Here is a 19,573-nt window from a genome sequence, read left to right on the forward strand (position 1 = left end):
CTCTCCTCTCCTCCCGCTGGGTGACGGTCTTGGGCGGGTTCTCCGCCTGGATCTCCGACCTTACGGGTGGGGTCTGACAACGGGGCTCAGGTCCGTTCGCCCGGGCGGCCCATCAGCGGATGACAGGGGTTCCGGCAGACGGCATGGTGGCCTGGACCGGGGTGGATCCGGGGTGCTGCCGACCGCCGCCTTCGTACGACAGAAGAGGAACCGCCATGTCCGTTCGCCGGCGTCTCACGACGGCCACCGGGGCCGTCCTGCTCACTCTCGCGGTCGCCGGCTGCTCGGGCCTCGGCCGCAGCGCCGTGGGCACGATCTCGTACGAGACGGAGCGCGAGTTGGTGGTGTCCGTGACGAGCCCCTCGGTGAACGGCTGCCACCGGCTGGCGCCGTCCGGTGTGACCAGGATCGTGAACGACACCCTGAACGACCTCAGGCTGTACACGACCCGCGACTGCCGGGGACAGTCCAACATCTACCTGCCCAGCAACACCAACGACGAGATCGTGCCGGACACCCTGCCCTGGCGCAGCTACACCGTCGTCCACTAGGCACACCCGGCCTCGGCGCCTGAGCCCTACCCCTTCGCCCGCCGTGGGTCCATGCTGGAAGTGGATCGGGGGCCCCGACGGGAGGGCCGACCGTCATGCGTACCGGGAACGAGCCGGCCAATGCGCGCAGTGCCCTGCGGCTGCGGTTCTGGCTGAGTGTGTGGGGGCTGGTCTGGGCCGTCTTCGGCACGACCGTGTTCTCTCTGGTGGGCCGCCCGGGCTGGGCCGCGGCCTGCGGGGTGCTGTTCCTGGTGGTCACGGTCGATCTGGCGATGGTGCTGCGCCATATCCACCAGGGCCCGCACTGGCAGCCGGGCCGGGACATCCCGCCGTACGAACCCGACCACGGCGGCACGGGCCGCTGAGCGGTCGTCCCCGAACCGCCCCGCGGTCCTCGGCCCTGCGATCGGCCCTCGGCCGGCCTTGTGGTCAGCCCCGCGACCGGTCCTGCCGTCAGCCCCGCGAGTCGAAGCCCGCCGCCTGGAGGTACTCGGGCTTCGGGTCGAGCGCGGCGGCGAGCCGGAAGTGGCGGGTGGCCTGGGCGGTGAGTCCGGAGCGCTCGAAGGTGCGGGCCAGCGCGAAGTGGGCGAACGCGTTGTCCGGCTCGCGCTCCAGGACCAGCTCGAACTCCAGCTGCGCCGGACGCAGCTGGGCGGCGGCGAAGAACGCCCGGGCGCGCAGCAGGCGCGCCGCCGTGTTCTCGGGATGGGCGGCGATCACCGAGTCCAGCAGCTTCACGGCGCCACGCGGGTCCCTCGCGGCCAGCAGGTGCTCGGCGGCGCGGAAGTCGATGACGTGCGTTTCCGGGTTCCTGTCGGCCACGATGGCATCCTTCCCTCGTTCCGCTGAAGGAACACCGAACCCGGCGACGGCATTCCGCCGACGGCGGCCGGGCGTCCGGGGACCTCTCAGGCGGCGGACGCGGCCAGGCGCTCCAGCTCGTCCCAGACCTTCCGCACCTGCGGTTCCAGCGCTTCGAGCGGACCGTCGTTGTCGATCACGAGGTCCGCGACGGCCAGCCGCTGTGCGCGCGTGGCCTGGGCCGCCATCCGGGCCCGGGCCTCGGACTCGACCATGCCCCGGAGCCGTACGAGCCGGTCGAGCTGGGTCTCCGGGGAGGCGTCCACGACCACGACCAGGTCGTAGAGCGGCGCAAGCCCGTTCTCGGACAGCAGGGGTACGTCGTGGACGACGACGTCCCCGGCGCCCGCCCGGCTCTCCAGCTCCGCCGACCGTGCCCCGACCAGGGGGTGGACGATGGCGTTCAGGGTGGCCAGCCGGTCGGCGTCGGCGAACACGATGGTGCCGAGCTTCGGCCGGTCGAGGGCCCCGCTCCTGGTCAGGACGTCTTCCCCGAAGGCCTCCACGACGGCCGCGAGCCCCGGCGTGCCGGGCTCGACGACCTCACGGGCGATCCGGTCCGCGTCGATCAGCACGGCCCCGTACGAGACGAGCAGCCGCGACACTTCGCTCTTGCCGGCGCCGATCCCGCCGGTCAGGCCCACCTTCAGCATGAGCGGCAGCTTAGGGCCTGGTCCGGGAGGGCTATGCGTCGCCCTCCCGCTCCGCGAGGAAGCGCTCGAACTCGCGGCCCAACTCGTCGGCCGACGGCAGGTCGACGGGCTCGGCGACCAGGCTGCCGCGGGTCTCGGCGCCGGCCACGGCGTCGTACTGGTGCTCAAGGCCCTGCACGAGCGCGACCAGCTCCTCGTCGCCCTCGCCGATCTGGCGGTCGATCTCGGTCTGGGTGCGGCGGGCCTCCGTCCGCAGCGCGTGGGCGACGCCCGGGAGCACGAGGCCGGTGGCGGCGGTGACTGCCTCCAGCACGGTCAGGGCGGCGTCCGGGTACGGCGAGCGGGCCACGTAGTGCGGGACGTGGGCGGCGACGCCGAGCGTGTCGTGGCCGGACTCCGAGAGCCGGTACTCGACGAGGGACTCCGCGCTGCCGGGAACCTGGGCCTCGTCGAAGGGACTGCGGTGCCCCGGCATGAGGTCAGTGCGGCTGCCGTGCGGGGTGAGGCCGACGGGGCGGGTGTGCGGCACGCCCATGGGGATGCCGTGGAAGTTCACCGCGAGGCGGACGCCGAGGCGCTCGACGATCTGCCCGACGGCGGCGGCGAACCGCTCCCATTCCACGTCGGGCTCGGGGCCGGAGAGGACCAGGAAGGGCGCGCCGGTGGCGTCCTGGACGAGGCGGACCTCGATGGAGGGCGTCTCGTACGCGGACCAGCGGTCCCGCCGGAAGGTCAGCAGGGGGCGGCGGGCGCGGTAGTCCACGAGACGGTCGTGGTCGAAGCGGGCCACCAGCTGGTGAGGGAGGGTGTCGAGCAGCCGGTCGACGATCTGCTCACCCGTCTCGCCCGCGTCGATGTAGCCCTCGAAGTGGTACAGCATGACCAGCCCGGCCGACTCCTGCGCCAGGGCCAGGTCCACGACGGCCAGGCCCTTCGGGTCCCATTCGTACAAATCCTGGGGATCAAGCACGATTACCGCTCCTCCTCGTGTTCTCTCTGGCAACGCCGGGCGCCGCGGTGCCATTCCCGCGCGTGCCGATCTTCCGGTCCAGGAGTGTGGCGTACTCCGGCCACTGGTCCAGACCTTGACATGCCCACAGCCGCTCCCTACCGTCTCGGGACAGCATCGCGTTCAGCATCCCGACCATCGTGCACATACACGAACCGCCCTCACTCGGAAGGCCTCCGCCATGCGCACCCGAACGCTGCTCCTCCCCCTGCTGCCTGCGCTCCTCGCCGTCCCCCTCGCCACGACTCCGGCCGCCGCGGCGACCGTCGAGGTCTCGACCGCCGCCCAGCTCAAGACGGCCCTCACCAACGTCCGCCCGGGCGACACGATCCACCTCGCGGACGGCACGTACACGGGCAACTTCAAGGCCCTGACCGCGGGCACCGCCTCGGCCCGCATCACCCTGACCGGCTCCTCGCGCGCGGTACTGACCGCCGGCGGCGGTTACGGGCTGCACCTCAACGGAGCCTCGTACTGGACGGTCTCGGGCATCACCGTGACCGGCGGCCAGAAGGGGATCATGGCCGACGCCGCGAACGGTGTGGTGATCGACGGGGTGACGGTGCACGACCTGGACATGGAGGGCGTGCACTTCCGCAACTCCAGCAAGAACGGCGTACTCAGGAACTCGCGGATCTACGACACCGGGAACGACGGGCGCGGCATGGGCGAGGGGGTGTACGTCGGAACGGCGAACGCCCTCACCGACCGCAGCGACAACGCGCAGATCCTGAACAACGTCATCGGGCCCGACGTCGGCGGGGAGAGCGTCGACATCAAGGAGGGCACCACGGGGGCGCGGATCGCCGGCAACACCTTCGACGGGCGCGGGCTGACCGGCGCCAACTACGACGACTCCTGGGTCGACGTGAAGGGCAACGGCGTCCTCGTGGAGAACAACACCGGCGTGAACACGACGAACAACGGCTTCGAGACCCACAGTCAGCAGAGCGGCTGGGGCTGCGGCACGGTCTTCCGGGGCAACCGGTCGGACCTGACGGGTGCGACCGGATCGAATCGGCTCGCGATCAACGTCACCAACCAGAGCGCCGGCTGCACGACCACGGTGTACGCCTCGAACACGGTGACCGGCGGCTACGGCCTGACGAACATCGCCGTCACGCCCTGAGCGGGACGGGAGAAGGGCCGCGGAAACGACCGAGGCCCGCTCCCCCGAAGGGGAGCGGGCCTCGATTCGCTAGCGACTAGCGCTCAGCGGAGAGCCTGTTCAGCTCTGGCCGCCGGCCAGCTTCTCGCGCAGGGCGGCGAGCGCCTCGTCCGACGCCAGGGCGCCGGAGTTGTCGTCCGACTCCGAGGAGTACGAACCACCCGAGATGCCCGCACCGGCGTTGCCACCGGCGGCCGGGGCGGCAGCGCCCTCGGCAGCGGCGGCCTCGTCGGCCTCGCGGGACTTGATGACCTGAGCCTGGTGCTGCTCGAAGCGGGTCTGCGCCTCGGCGTACTGGGTCTCCCAGGCCTCGCGCTGGGTCTCGAAGCCCTCGAGCCAGTCGTTGGTCTCGGGGTCGAAGCCCTCGGGGTAGATGTAGTTGCCCTGGTCGTCGTAGGACGCGGCCATGCCGTACAGGGTCGGGTCGAACTCGACCGAGGCCGGGTCGGCACCGAAGGACTCGTTGGCCTGCTTCAGCGAGAGGCTGATGCGACGACGCTCGAGGTCGATGTCGATGACCTTGACGAAGATCTCGTCGTTGACCTGGACGACCTGCTCCGGGATCTCCACGTGGCGCTCGGCCAGCTCGGAGATGTGGACCAGACCCTCGATGCCCTCGTCCACGCGGACGAACGCACCGAACGGAACCAGCTTGGTGACCTTACCCGGGACGACCTGACCGATCTGGTGCGTCCGGGCGAACTGCTGCCACGGGTCCTCCTGCGTCGCCTTCAGCGACAGGGAGACACGCTCGCGGTCCATGTCGACGTCGAGAACCTCGACGGTGACCTCCTGGCCGACCTCGACAACCTCGGAGGGGTGGTCGATGTGCTTCCAGGACAGCTCGGAGACGTGCACGAGGCCGTCGACGCCACCCAGGTCCACGAAGGCACCGAAGTTGACGATCGAGGAGACGACGCCGGAGCGGACCTGACCCTTCTGCAGGGTGGTGAGGAACGTCTGGCGAACCTCGGACTGGGTCTGCTCGAGCCAGGCACGGCGGGACAGGACCACGTTGTTGCGGTTCTTGTCCAGCTCGATGATCTTCGCCTCGAGCTCCTTGCCCACGTAGGGCTGGAGGTCGCGGACGCGACGCATCTCGACGAGGGAGGCCGGCAGGAAGCCGCGGAGGCCGATGTCGAGGATGAGACCACCCTTGACGACCTCGATGACGGTACCGGTGACGATGCCGTCTTCTTCCTTGATCTTCTCGATGGTGCCCCAGGCGCGCTCGTACTGGGCGCGCTTCTTCGAGAGGATCAGGCGGCCTTCCTTGTCCTCCTTCTGGAGAACCAGGGCCTCGATCTCGTCGCCGACCTTGACGACCTCGTTCGGGTCGACGTCGTGCTTGATCGAGAGCTCACGGCTCGGGATCACGCCTTCGGTCTTGTAACCGATGTCGAGCAGGACCTCGTCCCGGTCGACCTTCACGATGACGCCGTCGACGATGTCGCCGTCGTTGAAGTACTTGATCGTCTCGTCGATCGCGGCGAGGAAGGCTTCCTCGTTACCGATGTCGTTGACCGCAACCTGCGGGGTGGTGCTGGTGGCGGTGGTCTCGGTGCTGCTCGTCATGTGGGAAAGGGCTCCGGTTACGGACAGAAAGTCGTAGGTACTGCTACGCCGAGAGCCCGTATCGCACCAAGAAGCCGGACAGCCAATGAAGCCCCTGCCCGTGAACGGGAGGTGCCTCGAAAACCGAGGGGACATACAACAGGTACGAGCGCGGCCTGCTCCGTCTGAGGCGCGCAGGCCCGCAGCGCAACCTTTAGCATACGGGGACGGCCGGACAGGGTCAATGCGCGAAGCGCGCACCCGGGGCAGATCCGTGCAAACCCGGCACTAATTCGTGTCTTTCCGCGCGTCCACGCCACATCGGCGGGTCGGCCGCGCGGCGACACTGAGCGCAAACTACATCGGCGGGCGAGATGAACCAAGAGTACGAACAGCACGACCGGCGTGACCTGGCCGAGGACGGGGCCCAGGACGAGGCCGAGGCGACCCGGCGTGACGCGGGGGACGCGGAGAGCAGCCGGGCGAGCCGTGGCTGGTGGGACCGGAACGCGGACGAGTACCAGAGCGAGCACGGGGCCTTCCTCGGCGACGACCGGTTCGTCTGGGGTCCCGAGGGGCTCGACGAGGCCGAGGCGGAGCTGCTCGGGCCGGCCGGTTCGCTGAAGGGCCGTGACGTCCTGGAGATCGGCGCGGGGGCGGCGCAGTGCTCGCGCTGGCTGGCGGCACAGGGGGCCCGGCCGGTGGCCCTCGACCTCTCGCACCGGCAGCTCCAGCACGCGCTGCGGATCGGCGGGGGCGTCCCGCTGGTGGAGGCGGACGCCGGGGCGCTGCCCTTCCGGGACGGCTCCTTCGACCTGGTGTGCTCGGCGTACGGCGCGGTGCCGTTCGTCGCCGATCCCGTGCGGGTCTTCCGTGAGGTGCGCCGGGTGCTGCGGCCCGGTGGCCGCTGGGTCTTCTCGGTGACGCACCCGATCCGCTGGGCGTTCCCGGACGAGCCGGGGCCGGAGGGTCTGTCGGTGGCGGCCTCGTACTTCGACCGCACCCCCTACGTCGAGCAGGACGAGCAGGGGCGGGCCGTGTACGTGGAGCACCACAGGACGCTCGGGGACCGGGTGCGGGACGTGGTGGCCGGCGGATTCCGGCTCGTGGACCTGGTCGAGCCGGAGTGGCCCGCCTGGAACAGCCAGGAGTGGGGCGGCTGGTCCCCGCTCCGGGGAAACCTGATCCCGGGCACGGCGATCTTCGTCTGCGAGCGCGAGGACTAGAGGACTAGGGGACGTGGGGACGAGAGGACGGGAGGACGGGGGGATTAGTCGTACAAGAAGGTGGGGGCTGTGGACAGCCGCCCTCACCACTTCTCCCCTCGTACGAAACTGAGTGCGTGATCCGATACGACGCACTCGACCTGCTTCCCGTCCGCCATGCCGTCCCCGAGCTGCTGACCGCGCTCGCGGAGCGCGGCACGGCGGTGCTGCACGCGCCGCCCGGCACCGGCAAGACGACGCTGGTGCCGCTCGCGCTCGCGGGACATATAGGGGACGGGCCGAAGCGCCGGGTGCTGGTGGCCGAGCCTCGCCGGATGGCCGTGCGGGCGGCCGCCCGGCGGATGGCGTGGCTGCTCGGCGAGGAGGTCGGCGGGGCGGTCGGCTTCTCGGTGCGCGGGGAGCGGCGGGTCGGCCCCTCGACCCGGGTCGAGGTGGTGACGACCGGCGTCCTGCTCCAGCGGCTCCAGCGCGATCCGGAGCTGGCGGGCGTGGACGTGGTGCTGCTCGACGAATGTCACGAGCGTCATCTGGACGCGGATACCGCCCTGGCCTTCCTGGTGGACGTGCGGGCGGCGCTGCGGCCTGAGCTGAAGCTGATCGCCGCCTCGGCGACGAGCGACGCGGAGGCGTGGGCGCGGCTGCTCACGGTCGTGGACGGCAGCGGACCCGCTCCGATCGTGCGGAGCGAGGGAGAGGGGCACGGGTACGCGGTCCGGTTCGCCGCGCCGCCGGCCGGGATCCGTCCCGCGCACGGCACCTGGGTCGATCCGGCACTGCTGCGTCATGTGGCGGCGACGGTCCGGCTGGCGATGGAGCGGCACGAGGGCGACGTCCTCTGTTTCCTTCCGGGTACGGGGGAGATCGCCCGGACGGCCGGGCTGCTCGCGGGCGTGGACGCGGAGGTGCTCCAGTTGCACGGTCGGGCGCCGGCGGCGGTGCAGGACGCGGTGCTGCGGGGTACCGAGCCGGGCGGGCGGCGCCGGGTGGTGCTGTCGACCTCGGTTGCGGAGTCGAGCCTGACGGTGCCGGGGGTCCGGATCGTCGTGGACTCGGGGCTCGCGCGGGAGCCGCGGATGGATCACGCGCGGGGGCTGGGGTCGCTGGCGACCGTGCCGGTGTCGATCGCGGCGGCCACCCAGCGGTCCGGACGCTCGATGCGCGAGGGCTTCGGCGTGGTCTACCGGTGCTGGGCGGAGGCCGAGGACGGGACCCGGGTGCGGTTCCCCTCCCCCGAGATCAGGATCGCCGATCTCGCGGACTTCGCCCTGCGGGTCGCGTGCTGGGGCGACCCGACGGCGGAGGGGCTCGCGCTGCTCGACGCTCCGCCCGCCGGGGCGATGGCGGCGGCCCGGTCCGTGCTGACCGCGGTCGGCGCCGTGGACGAGGAGGGCCGGGCCACCGAGCGCGGCGGGCGGCTGTCCCGGCTGGGGCTCCATCCCCGGCTGGGCCGGGCGCTCCTGGACGGTGGAGCCGAGGTCGGCGTCCGGCGGGCGGCGGAGGTGGTGGCGCTGCTCAGCGAGGAGCCGCCCCGGGAGTACGGGGACGACCTGGCGGCGGCCTGGCGGTCGGCCCGTCGGGGCGGGGACGGCTACGCGGCGCGGTGGAAGGCGGAGGCCCGGCGGCTGGAGCGCTCGGCCGGAGAGACGGCCGGAAGGACGGCGGGAGAGAAGGCGGGGGCGGGGCGAGGGCAGGGGAAGGACACCGGGCAGGGGGCCGTGGCCGGGGGTGAGGACGCGGTGGCCGGTTTGGTGACCGCGCTGGCCTTCCCGGAGCGGGTGGCGAGGGCCCGGGAGCAGGGCGGGTTCCTGATGGTGTCGGGGAGCGGGGCACGGCTCGCCGAGGGCTCGGGGCTGCGTTCCACCGCGTGGCTGGCCGTGGCGGTGGCGGACCGTACGGCGCGGGACGCGACGGCGCGGGTGCGGCTCGCGGCCGTGGTGGACGAGGACATCGCGCGGCGGGCCGCCGGCCATCTGCGGGCCACGGGCGAGGAGGTCCGCTGGGAGGACGGGGACGTGGTCGCGCGTTCGGTGGACCGGCTGGGCGCGGTCGAGCTGACCGTCCGGCCGCTCGGGTCCGGGGCGGATCGGGCTCTCGTGCGGGAGGCGCTGCTCGACGGCCTGCGGCGCGAGGGGCCCGGGCTGTTGCGGTGGAGCCGGGAGGCCTCGGAGCTGCGCGAGCGGCTCGCCTTCCTGTACGCGGAGCTGGGGGATCCCTGGCCGGACGTGGCGGACGGGGCGCTGGTCGACCGGGCCGGGGAATGGCTGGAGCCGGAGCTGTCCCGTGCCTCGCGCCGGGCAGATCTGGGGCGGATCGACGCCGGGGCGGCCCTGCGGCGGCTGCTGCCCTGGGCGACGGGCGAGGCGGGCCGGCTGGACGAGCTCGCCCCGGAGCGGATCGAGGTGCCGAGCGGTTCGCGGATCCGGGTCGAGTACGGCGGTGAGCGGCCGGTGCTCGCGGTGAAGCTCCAGGAGATGTTCGGCCTGGCGGAGACTCCGCGGGTGGCGGGGGTGCCGGTGCTGGTGCACCTCCTCTCCCCCGCCGGTCGGCCGGCGGCCGTCACCGCCGACCTGGCGTCGTTCTGGCGGGAGGGCTACCGCGCGGTGCGGGCGGAGCTGCGTGGGAGGTACCCGAAGCATCCGTGGCCGGAGGACCCTTCCGTGGCGGAGCCCACCCGGCACACCAGCGCGCGGCTCAGACGGGAGCGGTGACGGGCTCGGGTGGGGCAGCCCGGCGGCGGGAGCGGGACTCCAGCCAGAGGGCGAGGGAGAGGAGGGTCAGGGCGAGGACGGTGAGGCTCCAGGGCATGTAGGAGACGAGCATCATGACCATCAGACGGTTCGAGCCGACCATCTCGACGATGCTGTCGACGTAGTCGCCCCGCATCTTCACGTGCCCCTCGAAGACGGTGACGGAGTCCTGGCCCATGAGCGCCTTGGCGTTGCGGAGCTCCTCCCGGTGGATCTCCTCGCCGTTGACGGGGGCTCCGGTGACCGGCTCGACCCAGAACATGCGCTTGGTGGTGTACCAGCGGGTGAGGCCCGAGTCCGCGAGGATCTGCGGGGTGATGCCCTTGACCGGCATGGTCTTGGGCATGGGGACCTGGGTCCAGGGGATGGTCTGCTCGAAGTAGTAGACCTCCAGGCCTCGGAAGGTCTGGGTGCCCTTGTAGTGGATGGGGGCCGAGGTGCGGGTCTGGGCGTCGAAGTACTGGTAGTCCCGCTTCTCGGTGAGGAAGGGCCATTTGAACTCGATGCCCTCGCGCCGCACCGGGTCGCCGTCGACCATCTCGCCGGTGGCGTGGACGGGGTCCTGGGTGTGGGCGTCGAAGATGTACCGCTCGGGCACCTTGGAGACCATCTTGCCGTCGGGGCCCGTGACGTAGGCGAGGGCGTCCCAGACGACGACGTCGCGCCCGGCGTCGCGCTCGATCCGCTTCGACTCCTCCACGTTGCCTTTGAGGGTCTGGATGATCGTGAGTTTCTCGACCTTCTCGGCCTTGAGGGTGGAGTAGTTGAGGAGGGTGGCGGGCCGGGCCTCCAGGACGGTCTCCTGGTACTGGTTGGGCGGGATCTTCGCCAGGCGGGGGAAGGCGTACCAGCGCAGGATCGGGGCCATCGCGGCGCAGCAGACGGCGAGGGCGAGCAGGACGAGGCTGGCTCGGCGGCGCACGGTCGCCCCCCTACTTCTTCGGGCCGGGATCGGCGGTCAGCAGCGGCTTGGGCGAGGTGGGCCCGTCGGGCGGCAGATCGACCAGGGAGACGAGAAGGACGAAGAGGAGGACTGGGGCGAGTCCGATGGCGACGGCGACGAGGGCGCGCATGGTCGGCCTCCCGGTGCTCGATCTGATAGGGCGTCAGGGCGGTGGCACCGTAGCAACGCGACCGCGAGATGAGAACACGTTGCACCCGGGTAACGCCGAACGCCGCCCCGCCGTCCGGTGCGGACGGCGGGGCGGCGCGGGGCGTACGTGACGCGGAGCGGACCGCGGTCGAGCCTTCGGCCCTGATGTCGCTCAGGCCGAGGGCGAGGGCGAGGCCGTGGTCTCGGGCGAGTCGGTCCCGGAGGGGGTCGGCTCGGGGGTCGACGGCTCCGGGGTGGGCGTGGGCGCCGTGACCGTGAGCTCGACGAAGGTGGTGCCGCCGCCGGGCGCGGTCAGCTGGAGGTAGTACGTGCCCGCCTTGTCACCCGCGAGGAGCGAGTCGGGGTCGAGGGTGACCAGACCGCTGGCGTCGGTCTCGAGGACCAGGGTCCGGGCCGTCGTGCCGGCCTCTCCCTTGAAGTACGGGCCCTCGGTGCTCTCCTCGGGCTCCGTCTTGGAGGTGACGACCATGGCGGTGACGAGGACACCGGGGGCGAGCACGCCCTTGTCGGTGGCCTTCACCTCCAGCCGCTGGGCGAAGCCGCCGCCGGTGGTGGCGGTCAGGGCCTCGCCGTCGACCCGGGCGAGGGTGTCCGCCTCGCGGGCGGTGACCGTCGCGGTGAACTCGGCGGCGGGCAGGGTGACGCCCACGACGGTGGCCCTGACCGTGAACGTCCCGGTCTTGTCGCCCGCCCGGAGCGCGGGAGAGGCCGCCAGGCCGGTCGAACCGGTGGTGACGGTGGCCGTCGTCGTACCGTCGGCGAAGCGGGTGCCGGTGGTTCCGCCGATCTCGAAGCGGATGCTCACGCCCTTGACCGGCGCGCCCGAGGAGTCGAGCGCCGCGACCGTGGGGGCCTTGGCGAAGGCGTTCCCGGTGGTGGCCGTCAGCGGCCCGGTGGCGACGGTCGAGAGCCGCGAGACCTTGACGGCCGGCGGGACGGTGGGCGGCGTCGTCGGCGGAGTGGTCGGCGGGGTGGTGGGCGGCGTCGTCGGCGGAACGGTCGGCGGCGGGGTCGTGGGGGGCACGCCCGGCTCGGACGGCTTCGGCTTCGGCGTGCCCGGCTGCGGCGCCGGGGTCGTCGGCGCGGGAGTCGTCGGGAGGGGCGAGAGCGGCGGGGTGGGCGTGGGGCGGTTGCCCCGGCCGCGGTTGTCGCTGCGGTCGACCGGCAGTACTCCGGTGCCGTCCGGGATCTGGTGGCTGCCGCGCTTGTAGTACTCGAACCAGGACAGGACCGTGTTCAGGTACTCCGTCGAGCGGTTGTAGCTGAGGATCGCGCGGTCGAGGTCGGCCCTGACGGCGAGGTTCCGCTCGTTGGCGCAGAGGTAGAGACCGGCGGCCTGCGCGGCGTCGTAGATGTTGTTCGGGTCCTTCTTCCCGTCGCCGTTGGCGTCCTGACCCCAGGTGGCCCAGGTCGACGGGATGAACTGCATCGGACCGACGGCACGGTCGTGGATGGCGTCGCTGTCGTAGGCGCCGTCGTCGGTGTCCGAGATGTTGGCGAACCCGACGCCGTTGAGGACGGGGCCGAGGATCGGCGAGAGGGTGGTGCCGTTGGCGTCGACCCGGCCGCCGCGCGCCTGCCCGGACTCGACCTTGCCTATGCCGGCGAGCAGCTGCCACGGCAGGTTGCAGCCGGGGTCGGTCGAGCGGATCGACGCCTCGGCCCGCTTGTAGGCGGAGAGGACGGACGCGGGTATACCGGCCTCGGCGGGCCCGGTGACCACCGGCAGATTGGTGGGCGCCCCGGGCTTGTTCGGGGTGTTCAGCGGCGGCAGGTCGGTGTAGTACGGGGAATCACCGGTCGCCGAGCCGTCACTCGGCGGCGTCGCGGTGTCCCCGGCGCCGATCGCCCGGTCGCCGCCGGCGTTGTCCGCGGCCGGCGGGATCGTGTCCGGCGCCTGCGAAGCGGCGAGCGCCGCGACCGCCGCGGCGACCACAGCACCGCTGGTGGCCCCCCTGCGCAGCCGACGGCCCAATTGCGCTGACATACCTGTGATCCCCTCCCCATCGACTGCGGTCGCACGCTCCCCGCGCGTGACCTCTGGCGACCCTATGCCAACTCACGACCACCGGGCACTGGCGCCTGACCGTGTTTCACGGTTTCGACACCTCTCGGCCTCCTGCCGACCGGAGACGGACGGGTGGCCTCCCCACCTCGACCGGAGCGGAACGGGAACCGGCCGGCGGCTCCGGCACCTCTTGCAGTGCGGCCGTCCCCGACCGTCGGCCGCCACCGCCGCCGAAACCGAGGGGGAGCTCCCTTTGCCGTTCACGCTGAGCCATGCCGCTGCCGTGCTGCCCGGGCTGCGCCGTGACGGGACGGCACGCGGACCGCTGGTCGCCTCCGCTCTCGTCGCCGGCTCGTTCGCACCCGACATGACCTACTTCGCGGCCACGGCGGTGCCCGGGGCGATGGTCTTCGGCGACGTCACCCACTCCCCCGTCGGGCTCGTCACCGTCGACGTGCTGATCGCGGCGGCGCTCGTGGCCCTGTGGCTGGTGGTGCGCGAGCCGCTCGTCGCGCTGCTGCCCGCCCGGTGGCGCGGGCGGGTGTACGGGCTCGTGCGCGGCCGTCCCTGGCGAGACCGGCACACGGCGGCGCTCGCCGGCTGGTTCTTCCTCTCCGCGGTGCTCGGTTCGACGACCCACGTGGTGTGGGACTCCTTCACCCACATCGACCGCTGGGGCACCCGGGTGATCCCCTTCCTCGGCGAGATCGTGGCCGGGTTCCCCGTCTACCTCTACGCGCAGTACGGGGGTTCCGCGCTGGCCCTGGGGCTCCTCTGCCGGTTCACCGCGCGGGCACTGCGCTCCACCGCGCCGGGCGGGGAACTGCCGGCGCGGGTGCCGGTGCCCGGCCGGCGCGGGCGGCTCGTCGCCGCCGGGCTGATCGGTGGCTGCGTCCTCGCCGGTGTCGCCCACCGGGTGCTGCGCTGGGCCGCGTACTGGGGCTGGGACCGCATCGAGACGCCCCTGGACGTCATTCCGACGGCCTGCTTCGGGGCCGGCGCGGGGCTCGCCGTCGGGCTCGTGCTGTACGGGACGGTGGCGCGGCTGCGGGGAGCGCCGCCGACTCCGGCGGCTCCGACCACGTCGGCCCCGGCCACGCCGGCCCGGGCCACGCCCCTCCCGGCCCCGGAGGGAGAAAGCCCGGAGGGGGAGAGCCCAGTGGGAGAGAGTCCGGCCCGTCGGGCGGAACGCTCCCGTCAGGGGTCTCGCTGATCCTGCCCTCCGGGGTGAAGCCACGGGCCGCCGCGCCGCCCGCGAGTTCGCGGTGCACGGCGAGGGCGACCCCCTCCAGGGTGCGCACTCCGTACCGCATGGTGGGGTTGTCGTGGCTCAGGAGGGCCCGGCAAGGGGCGCCGTCCCGTGCGCCCACCCTCCCCCAGAGGAGGACCCCCAGCCTGCGGGACGCTTGCCCACACGGGGGTGGGCGGGGCGGGAGCCGCAGTGGAACGAACGCCTGCGACGGCGGAGGGTGGGCCGCCCTCCGCCGTTGTGCGTCAGTGCGCGGCGGAGTCCCAGTCCGGGCCCACCCCGACGGAGACGTCGAGCGGGGCGCGCAGGTCCGCCGCGGCGGACATCTGCTCGCGGAGCAGGGCCTCGACCCGCTCGCGCTCACCGGGGGCGAGTTCGAGCACGATTTCGTCGTGGACCTGGAGGAGCATCCGGGAGGCGAGGCCCGCCTCCGTCAGCGCCCGGTCGACGTTGAGCATGGCGACCTTGACGATGTCGGCGGCCGTGCCCTGGATCGGGGCGTTGAGCGCCATCCGCTCGGCGGCCTCGCGGCGCTGCCGGTTGTCGCTGTTGAGATCGGGCAGGTACCGGCGGCGGCCCAGCATGGTCTCGGTGTATCCGGTGGCGCGGGCCTCGTCGACGACCCGGCGCAGATAGTCCCGGACCCCGCCGAAGCGCTCGAAGTAGGTGTCCATCAGGCCGCGGGCCTCGCCCGGGTCGATGTTCAGCTGCTGCGAGAGGCCGAAGGCGGAGAGGCCGTAGGCCAGGCCGTACGACATGGCCTTGATCTTGCGGCGCATCTCGGCGTCGACGGCGGACCGCTCGACGCCGAAGACCTGGGAGGCGACCGTGGTGTGCAGGTCCTCGCCGGAGGTGAAGGCCTCGATGAGCCCCTCGTCCTCGGAGAGGTGGGCCATGACCCGCAGCTCGATCTGGCTGTAGTCGGCGGTCATGAGGGCCTCGTAGCCCTCGCCGACGACGAAGCCGTGCCGGATGGCCCGGCCCTCGTCCGTGCGCACCGGCACGTTCTGCAGGTTCGGGTCGGTGGACGAGAGGCGCCCGGTGGCGGCGACCGTCTGGCTGAAGGTGGTGTGGATCCGGCCGTCGGCGGCGACCGTCTTGATCAGGCCCTCGACGGTGGAGCGCAGCCGGGCCTGCTCGCGGTGGCGGAGCATGATCACGGGCAGCTCGTGCTCGGTCTGGCCGGCCAGCCAGGCGAGCGCGTCGGCGTCCGTCGTGTACCCGGTCTTGGTCTTCTTGGTCTTCGGCAGGTTGAGCTCGCCGAAGAAGACCTCCTGGAGCTGCTTGGGCGAGCCGAGGTTGAACTCGTGGCCGACGGAGGCGTGCGCCTCCTTCACGGCCTGCTGCACGGCGGCGGCGAACTGCTGCTCCATGGCCTCCAGATGGTCCCGGTCGGCAGCGATGCCGTGCCGCTCCAGACGGGCGAGGAGGGCGGAGGTGGGCAGCTCGACGTCGTGGAGGAGCTCGCGGGCCCCGACCTCGCCGAGCCGCTCGTCGAAGGCGCCGGCGAGGTCGAGGACCGCCCGGGCCTGGCTCATGAGGGCCTCGGCCTCGGCGGTGTCGTCGGCGCCGAAGGCGAGCTGTCCGTCGGCGGCGGCCGCCGGGGCGAGCTCGCGCCCGAGGTACTCGACGGAGAGCGCGTCGAGCGCGAAGGAGCGCCGGCCGGGCTTGACCAGATAGGCGGCGAGGGCGGTGTCCATGGTGACGCCCGCGATGCTCCAGCCGTGCTCGGGGAAGACCCGCATGGCGCCCTTGGCGTTGTGCATGACCTTGGGGCGGGCCGGGTCGGCGATCCACGCCGCCCAGGCCTGCTCGTCGGCCTCGTCGAGGGCGCTGGGGTCGAACCAGGCGGCGGCCCCTCCGGCGGCGGCGAGGGCGATCTCGCTCACGTTCCCCGTGCCGAGGGCCCAGCTGTCGACGGTGGCGATGCCGAGGGGCTCGCCGCCGTGCTCGGCGAGCCAGGGGGCGAGCTCGCCGGCGCCGAGGACGGTGGTGTCGAGCTCGACGCCCGCGGCGGGGGCGGGGGCGACGTCCTCCGCGGCGCCGGGGTCGACGGCGAGGAGCCGCTCGCGCAGCGAGGGGTTGCGGATCTCCAGGGTGTCGAGGACCAGCGCGACGGCCCCGCGGTCGTACGGCTCGCGGGCGAGGTCCACCACGGTCTTCGGCAGCTCGACGTCCCGGACCATCTCGGTCAGGCGGCGGTTGAGCTTGACCGACTCCAGGTGGTCGCGGAAGTTCTGCCCGGCCTTGCCCTTGACCTCCTCGGCGCGCTCGACCAGCTCGGCGAAGGAGCCGAACTGGTTGATCCACTTGGCGGCGGTCTTCTCGCCGACGCCGGGGATGCCCGGGAGGTTGTCGGACGGGTCGCCGCGCAGGGCGGCGAAGTCGGGGTACTGCGAGGGGGTCAGGCCGTACTTCTCCTGGACCTTCTCCGGGGTGAAGCGGGTCAGCTCGGAGACGCCCTTGGTCGGGTAGAGCACGGTGGTGTGCTCGGTGACCAGCTGGAACGAGTCCCGGTCACCGGTGACGATCAGGACCTCGAAGCCCTCGGCCTCGGCCTGCGTGGCGAGGGTCGCGATGACGTCGTCGGCCTCGAAGCCGTCGACCGCGAAGCGCGGCGCGTGCATCGCGTCGAGGAGCTCGCCGATCAGCTCGACCTGCCCCTTGAACTCGTCGGGGGTCTTCGAGCGGTTCGCCTTGTACTCGGGGAACTCGTCGGACCGCCAGGTCTTGCGGGACACGTCGAACGCGACCGCGAAGTGCGTGGGCGCCTCGTCGCGGAGGGTGTTCGCCAGCATCGACGCGAAACCATAGATCGCGTTCGTCGGCTGCCCCGTCGCGGTGGTGAAGTTCTCCGCGGGCAGCGCGAAGAACGCGCGGTACGCCAGGGAGTGCCCGTCCATGAGGAGGAGTCGCGGGCGGTCCGCTTCGGTCTTCTCGGTCTTCTTCGATGCTGTCTCGGCCACGGAACGATCCTCCCACGGCCCACTGACATTCCCGGTCGCACCTGCTCCGTCGCCCTGCCCGGCCCGCCCCTCCGTCGGTGGCGCGTGACAGGATCGGAGACGTACGCCGCAGGATTACCGCTCAAGGGAGAGCGCGATGGTCAGCAAGCCCCCGGCCGGTGACCCGGTACAGGACGCACCGCAGGTCACGCCGCCGCAGCACGCCGCAGCAGGCCTGCCCGCCATCGGGCACACCCTGCGGATCGCGCAGGAGCAGATGGGGCTGCGGCGCACCGCGCGCACCCTGCTCAAGGTCAACCAGAAGGACGGCTTCGACTGTCCGGGCTGCGCGTGGCCGGAGGAGGACAAGCGGCACGTCGCCGAGTTCTGCGAGAACGGGGCGAAGGCGGTCGCCGAGGAGGCGACGCTGCGCCGGGTGACCCCCGGGTTCTTCGCCGCGCACCCGGTGGCGGACCTGGCGACCCGCAGCGGGTACTGGCTGGGCCAGCAGGGCCGCATCACCCAGCCCATGCTGCTGCCGGAGGGCGGGGAGCGGTACGAGCCGGTGACCTGGGAGCGGGCCTTCGCGATCATCGCCGAGGAGCTCCGGGCCCTGGCCTCCCCCGACGAGGCACTCTTCTACACCTCGGGGCGGACCAGCAACGAGGCCGCGTTCCTGCTCCAGCTCTTCGCCCGCGAGTTCGGCACGAACAATCTGCCGGACTGCTCGAACATGTGCCACGAGTCCTCGGGGTCCGCGCTGACGGAGACCATCGGCATAGGCAAGGGCAGCGTCTCCCTGGAGGACCTGCACCGGGCGGACCTGATCGTCGTGGCGGGGCAGAACCCGGGCACGAACCATCCCCGGATGCTCTCGGCCCTGGAGAAGGCGAAGGCCGCGGGCGCCCGGATCATCTCGGTGAACCCGCTGCCGGAGGCGGGTCTGGAGCGGTTCAAGAACCCGCAGACCCCGCAGGGCATGCTCAAGGGCGCGGCGCTCACCGACCTGTTCCTGCAGATCCGGATAGGCGGCGACCAGGCCCTCTTCCGGCTCCTCAACAAGCTGGTCCTGGAGACACCCGGGGCGGTCGACGAGGAGTTCGTACGGGAGCACACCCACGGGTACGAGGAGTTCACCGCGGCGGCGCGGGCGGCCGACTGGGACGAGACGCTCGCCGCGACCGGGCTCGACCGCTCCGAGATCGAGCGGGCCCTGGAGATGGTGCTCGCCTCGGAGCGGACGATCGTCTGCTGGGCGATGGGCCTCACCCAGCACAAGCACTCCGTGCCGACCATCCGCGAGGTGGTCAACTTCCTTCTGCTGCGCGGCAACATCGGGCGGCCGGGCGCGGGCGTGTGCCCGGTGCGCGGCCATTCGAACGTGCAGGGCGACCGGACGATGGGGATCTTCGAGCGCCCCGCGCCCGCCTTCCTCGACGCCCTGGACAAGGAGTTCGGGATCGTCTCGCCGCGCCACCACGGCTACGACGTGGTCCGCTCGATCCAGGCGCTGCGCGACGGCGAGGCGAAGGTCTTCTTCGCGATGGGCGGGAACTTCGTGGGGGCGACGCCCGACACGGACGTGACGGAGGCGGCGATGCGGAACGCGCGCCTGACCGTCCACGTCTCGACGAAGCTGAACCGCTCGCACGCGGTCACGGGCACGCGCGCGCTGATCCTGCCCACGCTCGGGCGCACCGACAAGGACGTGCAGAAGAGCGGTCGGCAGATCGTGACGGTCGAGGACTCGATGAGCCTGGTGCACGCCTCGCGCGGCAATCTGCCGCCGGCGAGCCCGCACCTGCTGTCCGAGCCGGCGATCGTGGCGCGGCTGGCGCGGGCCGTCCTCGGGGCCGGATCGGCCACGCCCTGGGAGGAGTTCGAGGCCGACTACGCCACGATCCGGGACCGCATCGCGCGCGTGGTGCCCGGTTTCGAGGACTTCAACGCCCGTCTCGCGGCGAACGCGGGCGGCTTCGCGCTGCCGCACGGCCCGCGTGACGAGCGCCGCTTCCCCACGACGACCGGCAAGGCCAACTTCACGGCCGCGCCCGTCGAGTACCCGAAGGTGCCGGAGGGCCGGCTGCTGCTCCAGACGCTGCGCTCGCACGACCAGTACAACACCACGATCTACGGCCTGGACGACCGCTACCGGGGCATCAAGGGCGGCCGCCGGGTCGTCCTGGTGCATCCCGAGGACGCGGCGGCGTTCGGCCTCGCCGACGGGGCGTACACGGATCTGGTGAGCGAGTGGACGGACGGGAGCGAGCGGCGGGCGGAGGGCTTCCGGGTGGTGCACTATCCGACGTCCCGGGGCTGCGCGGCGGCCTACTACCCGGAGACGAACGTCCTCGTGCCGCTGGAGTCCACCGCGGACGTCAGCAACACCCCCGCGAGCAAGTCCGTGATCGTTCGTCTGGAACAATCGCACTCCGCCTAAGCGTTTGCTCAGGCACGATCAAGCGAGTACGCGATCAGCAGCCGTACG

15 protein-coding genes are annotated in these 19,573 nt (G+C 72.2%); 7 read left to right on the plus strand and 8 right to left on the minus strand.

Annotation, left to right across the window (positions count from 1 at the left end):
* The first annotated feature begins 215 nt into the window (after positions 1-215).
* Together OG361_RS10215 and OG361_RS10220 are read left to right on the plus strand one after the other, a co-directional pair.
* The gene (locus OG361_RS10215) at positions 216-551 is read left to right on the plus strand and encodes a hypothetical protein (protein ID WP_405853033.1); all 336 of its coding nucleotides are present in this window, start codon (positions 216-218) and stop codon (positions 549-551) included.
* 95 nt (positions 552-646) lie between these two features.
* Positions 647-916, plus strand: a complete 270-nt coding sequence (locus tag OG361_RS10220) for a DUF6343 family protein (protein ID WP_405853034.1) — start codon at positions 647-649, stop codon at positions 914-916.
* A gap of 88 nt (positions 917-1,004) precedes the next feature.
* Here OG361_RS10220 and OG361_RS10225 read toward each other — a convergent pair whose 3' ends face one another.
* The 3 genes from OG361_RS10225 to OG361_RS10235 all read right to left on the minus strand — a co-directional run bounded on the left by OG361_RS10225 (position 1,005) and on the right by OG361_RS10235 (position 3,035).
* Positions 1,005-1,373 (minus strand): tetratricopeptide repeat protein, encoded by a 369-nt coding sequence (locus OG361_RS10225; RefSeq protein ID WP_384565576.1) that lies wholly within the window; start codon positions 1,371-1,373, stop codon positions 1,005-1,007.
* Positions 1,374-1,459: 86 nt separating this feature from the next.
* On the minus strand, positions 1,460-2,065 hold the full coding sequence (gene coaE, locus OG361_RS10230) for a dephospho-CoA kinase (RefSeq protein WP_405853035.1): 606 nt from the start codon (positions 2,063-2,065) through the stop codon (positions 1,460-1,462).
* A 31-nt stretch (positions 2,066-2,096) separates the two neighbouring features.
* A complete protein-coding gene (locus OG361_RS10235; protein WP_405853036.1) occupies positions 2,097-3,035 on the minus strand; it encodes a PAC2 family protein in 939 nt (312 codons plus the stop codon).
* Positions 3,036-3,255: 220 nt separating this feature from the next.
* Here OG361_RS10235 and OG361_RS10240 point away from each other — a divergent pair, with 220 nt between their 5' ends.
* Positions 3,256-4,203 carry a right-handed parallel beta-helix repeat-containing protein gene (locus OG361_RS10240; RefSeq protein WP_405853037.1) on the plus strand — a complete coding sequence of 316 codons (948 nt, stop codon included), beginning with the start codon at positions 3,256-3,258 and terminating at the stop codon, positions 4,201-4,203.
* A gap of 99 nt (positions 4,204-4,302) precedes the next feature.
* Here the strand turns inward: OG361_RS10240 and rpsA are convergent, their stop codons facing one another.
* A complete protein-coding gene (rpsA, locus tag OG361_RS10245; RefSeq protein ID WP_148004571.1) occupies positions 4,303-5,817 on the minus strand; it encodes a 30S ribosomal protein S1 in 1,515 nt (504 codons plus the stop codon).
* A 353-nt stretch (positions 5,818-6,170) separates the two neighbouring features.
* Here rpsA and OG361_RS10250 point away from each other — a divergent pair, with 353 nt between their 5' ends.
* Positions 6,171-7,022, plus strand: a complete 852-nt coding sequence (locus tag OG361_RS10250; protein WP_405853038.1) for a class I SAM-dependent methyltransferase — start codon at positions 6,171-6,173, stop codon at positions 7,020-7,022.
* Positions 7,023-7,138: 116 nt separating this feature from the next.
* The gene (gene hrpB / locus OG361_RS10255; RefSeq protein ID WP_405853039.1) at positions 7,139-9,730 is read left to right on the plus strand and encodes an ATP-dependent helicase HrpB; all 2,592 of its coding nucleotides are present in this window, start codon (positions 7,139-7,141) and stop codon (positions 9,728-9,730) included.
* On the opposite strand, the gene OG361_RS10260 is transcribed toward hrpB, so the two are convergent.
* From OG361_RS10260 to OG361_RS10270, 3 genes are all read right to left on the minus strand, one after another.
* Positions 9,714-10,691 carry a DUF3068 domain-containing protein gene (locus tag OG361_RS10260; RefSeq protein ID WP_405853040.1) on the minus strand — a complete coding sequence of 326 codons (978 nt, stop codon included), beginning with the start codon at positions 10,689-10,691 and terminating at the stop codon, positions 9,714-9,716. The genes hrpB and OG361_RS10260 overlap by 17 nt on opposite strands.
* A 10-nt stretch (positions 10,692-10,701) precedes the next feature.
* Positions 10,702-10,842: an SPW_0924 family protein gene (locus OG361_RS10265; RefSeq protein WP_107105423.1), complete on the minus strand. Its 141-nt coding sequence runs from the start codon at positions 10,840-10,842 to the stop codon at positions 10,702-10,704.
* A 192-nt stretch (positions 10,843-11,034) separates the two neighbouring features.
* Entirely contained in the window at positions 11,035-12,870 is a 1,836-nt protein-coding gene (locus OG361_RS10270; protein ID WP_405853041.1) for a lytic transglycosylase domain-containing protein, read from the minus strand.
* Between the two features lie 274 nt (positions 12,871-13,144).
* Between OG361_RS10270 and OG361_RS10275 the strand changes: the two genes are divergently transcribed.
* Positions 13,145-14,104: a DUF4184 family protein gene (locus tag OG361_RS10275; RefSeq protein WP_405853042.1), complete on the plus strand. Its 960-nt coding sequence runs from the start codon at positions 13,145-13,147 to the stop codon at positions 14,102-14,104.
* A 281-nt stretch (positions 14,105-14,385) separates the two neighbouring features.
* Here the strand turns inward: OG361_RS10275 and polA are convergent, their stop codons facing one another.
* Entirely contained in the window at positions 14,386-17,106 is a 2,721-nt protein-coding gene (gene polA, locus OG361_RS10280) for a DNA polymerase I (protein WP_405853043.1), read from the minus strand.
* A 136-nt stretch (positions 17,107-17,242) separates the two neighbouring features.
* Between polA and OG361_RS10285 the strand changes: the two genes are divergently transcribed.
* Positions 17,243-19,525, plus strand: coding sequence for an FdhF/YdeP family oxidoreductase (locus tag OG361_RS10285; protein WP_405853044.1), 2,283 nt, complete (start codon positions 17,243-17,245; stop codon positions 19,523-19,525).
* Positions 19,526-19,573 lie beyond the last annotated feature (48 nt).

It is taken from the genome of Streptomyces sp. NBC_00090 (assembly GCF_045160815.1).
Taxonomy (GTDB): domain Bacteria; phylum Actinomycetota; class Actinomycetes; order Streptomycetales; family Streptomycetaceae; genus Streptomyces.

Coding starts and splice junctions, on each gene's coding strand:
- OG361_RS10215 (WP_405853033.1), top strand. CDS start 216: ATGTCCGTTCGCCGGCGTCTCACGACGGCCACCGGGGCCGTCCTGCTC.
- OG361_RS10220 (WP_405853034.1), top strand. CDS start 647: ATGCGTACCGGGAACGAGCCGGCCAATGCGCGCAGTGCCCTGCGGCTG.
- coaE (WP_405853035.1), bottom strand. CDS start 2,065: ATGCTGAAGGTGGGCCTGACCGGCGGGATCGGCGCCGGCAAGAGCGAA.
- OG361_RS10240 (WP_405853037.1), top strand. CDS start 3,256: ATGCGCACCCGAACGCTGCTCCTCCCCCTGCTGCCTGCGCTCCTCGCC.
- rpsA (WP_148004571.1), bottom strand. CDS start 5,817: ATGACGAGCAGCACCGAGACCACCGCCACCAGCACCACCCCGCAGGTT.
- OG361_RS10250 (WP_405853038.1), top strand. CDS start 6,171: ATGAACCAAGAGTACGAACAGCACGACCGGCGTGACCTGGCCGAGGAC.
- OG361_RS10265 (WP_107105423.1), bottom strand. CDS start 10,842: ATGCGCGCCCTCGTCGCCGTCGCCATCGGACTCGCCCCAGTCCTCCTC.
- OG361_RS10270 (WP_405853041.1), bottom strand. CDS start 12,870: ATGTCAGCGCAATTGGGCCGTCGGCTGCGCAGGGGGGCCACCAGCGGT.
- OG361_RS10285 (WP_405853044.1), top strand. CDS start 17,243: ATGGTCAGCAAGCCCCCGGCCGGTGACCCGGTACAGGACGCACCGCAG.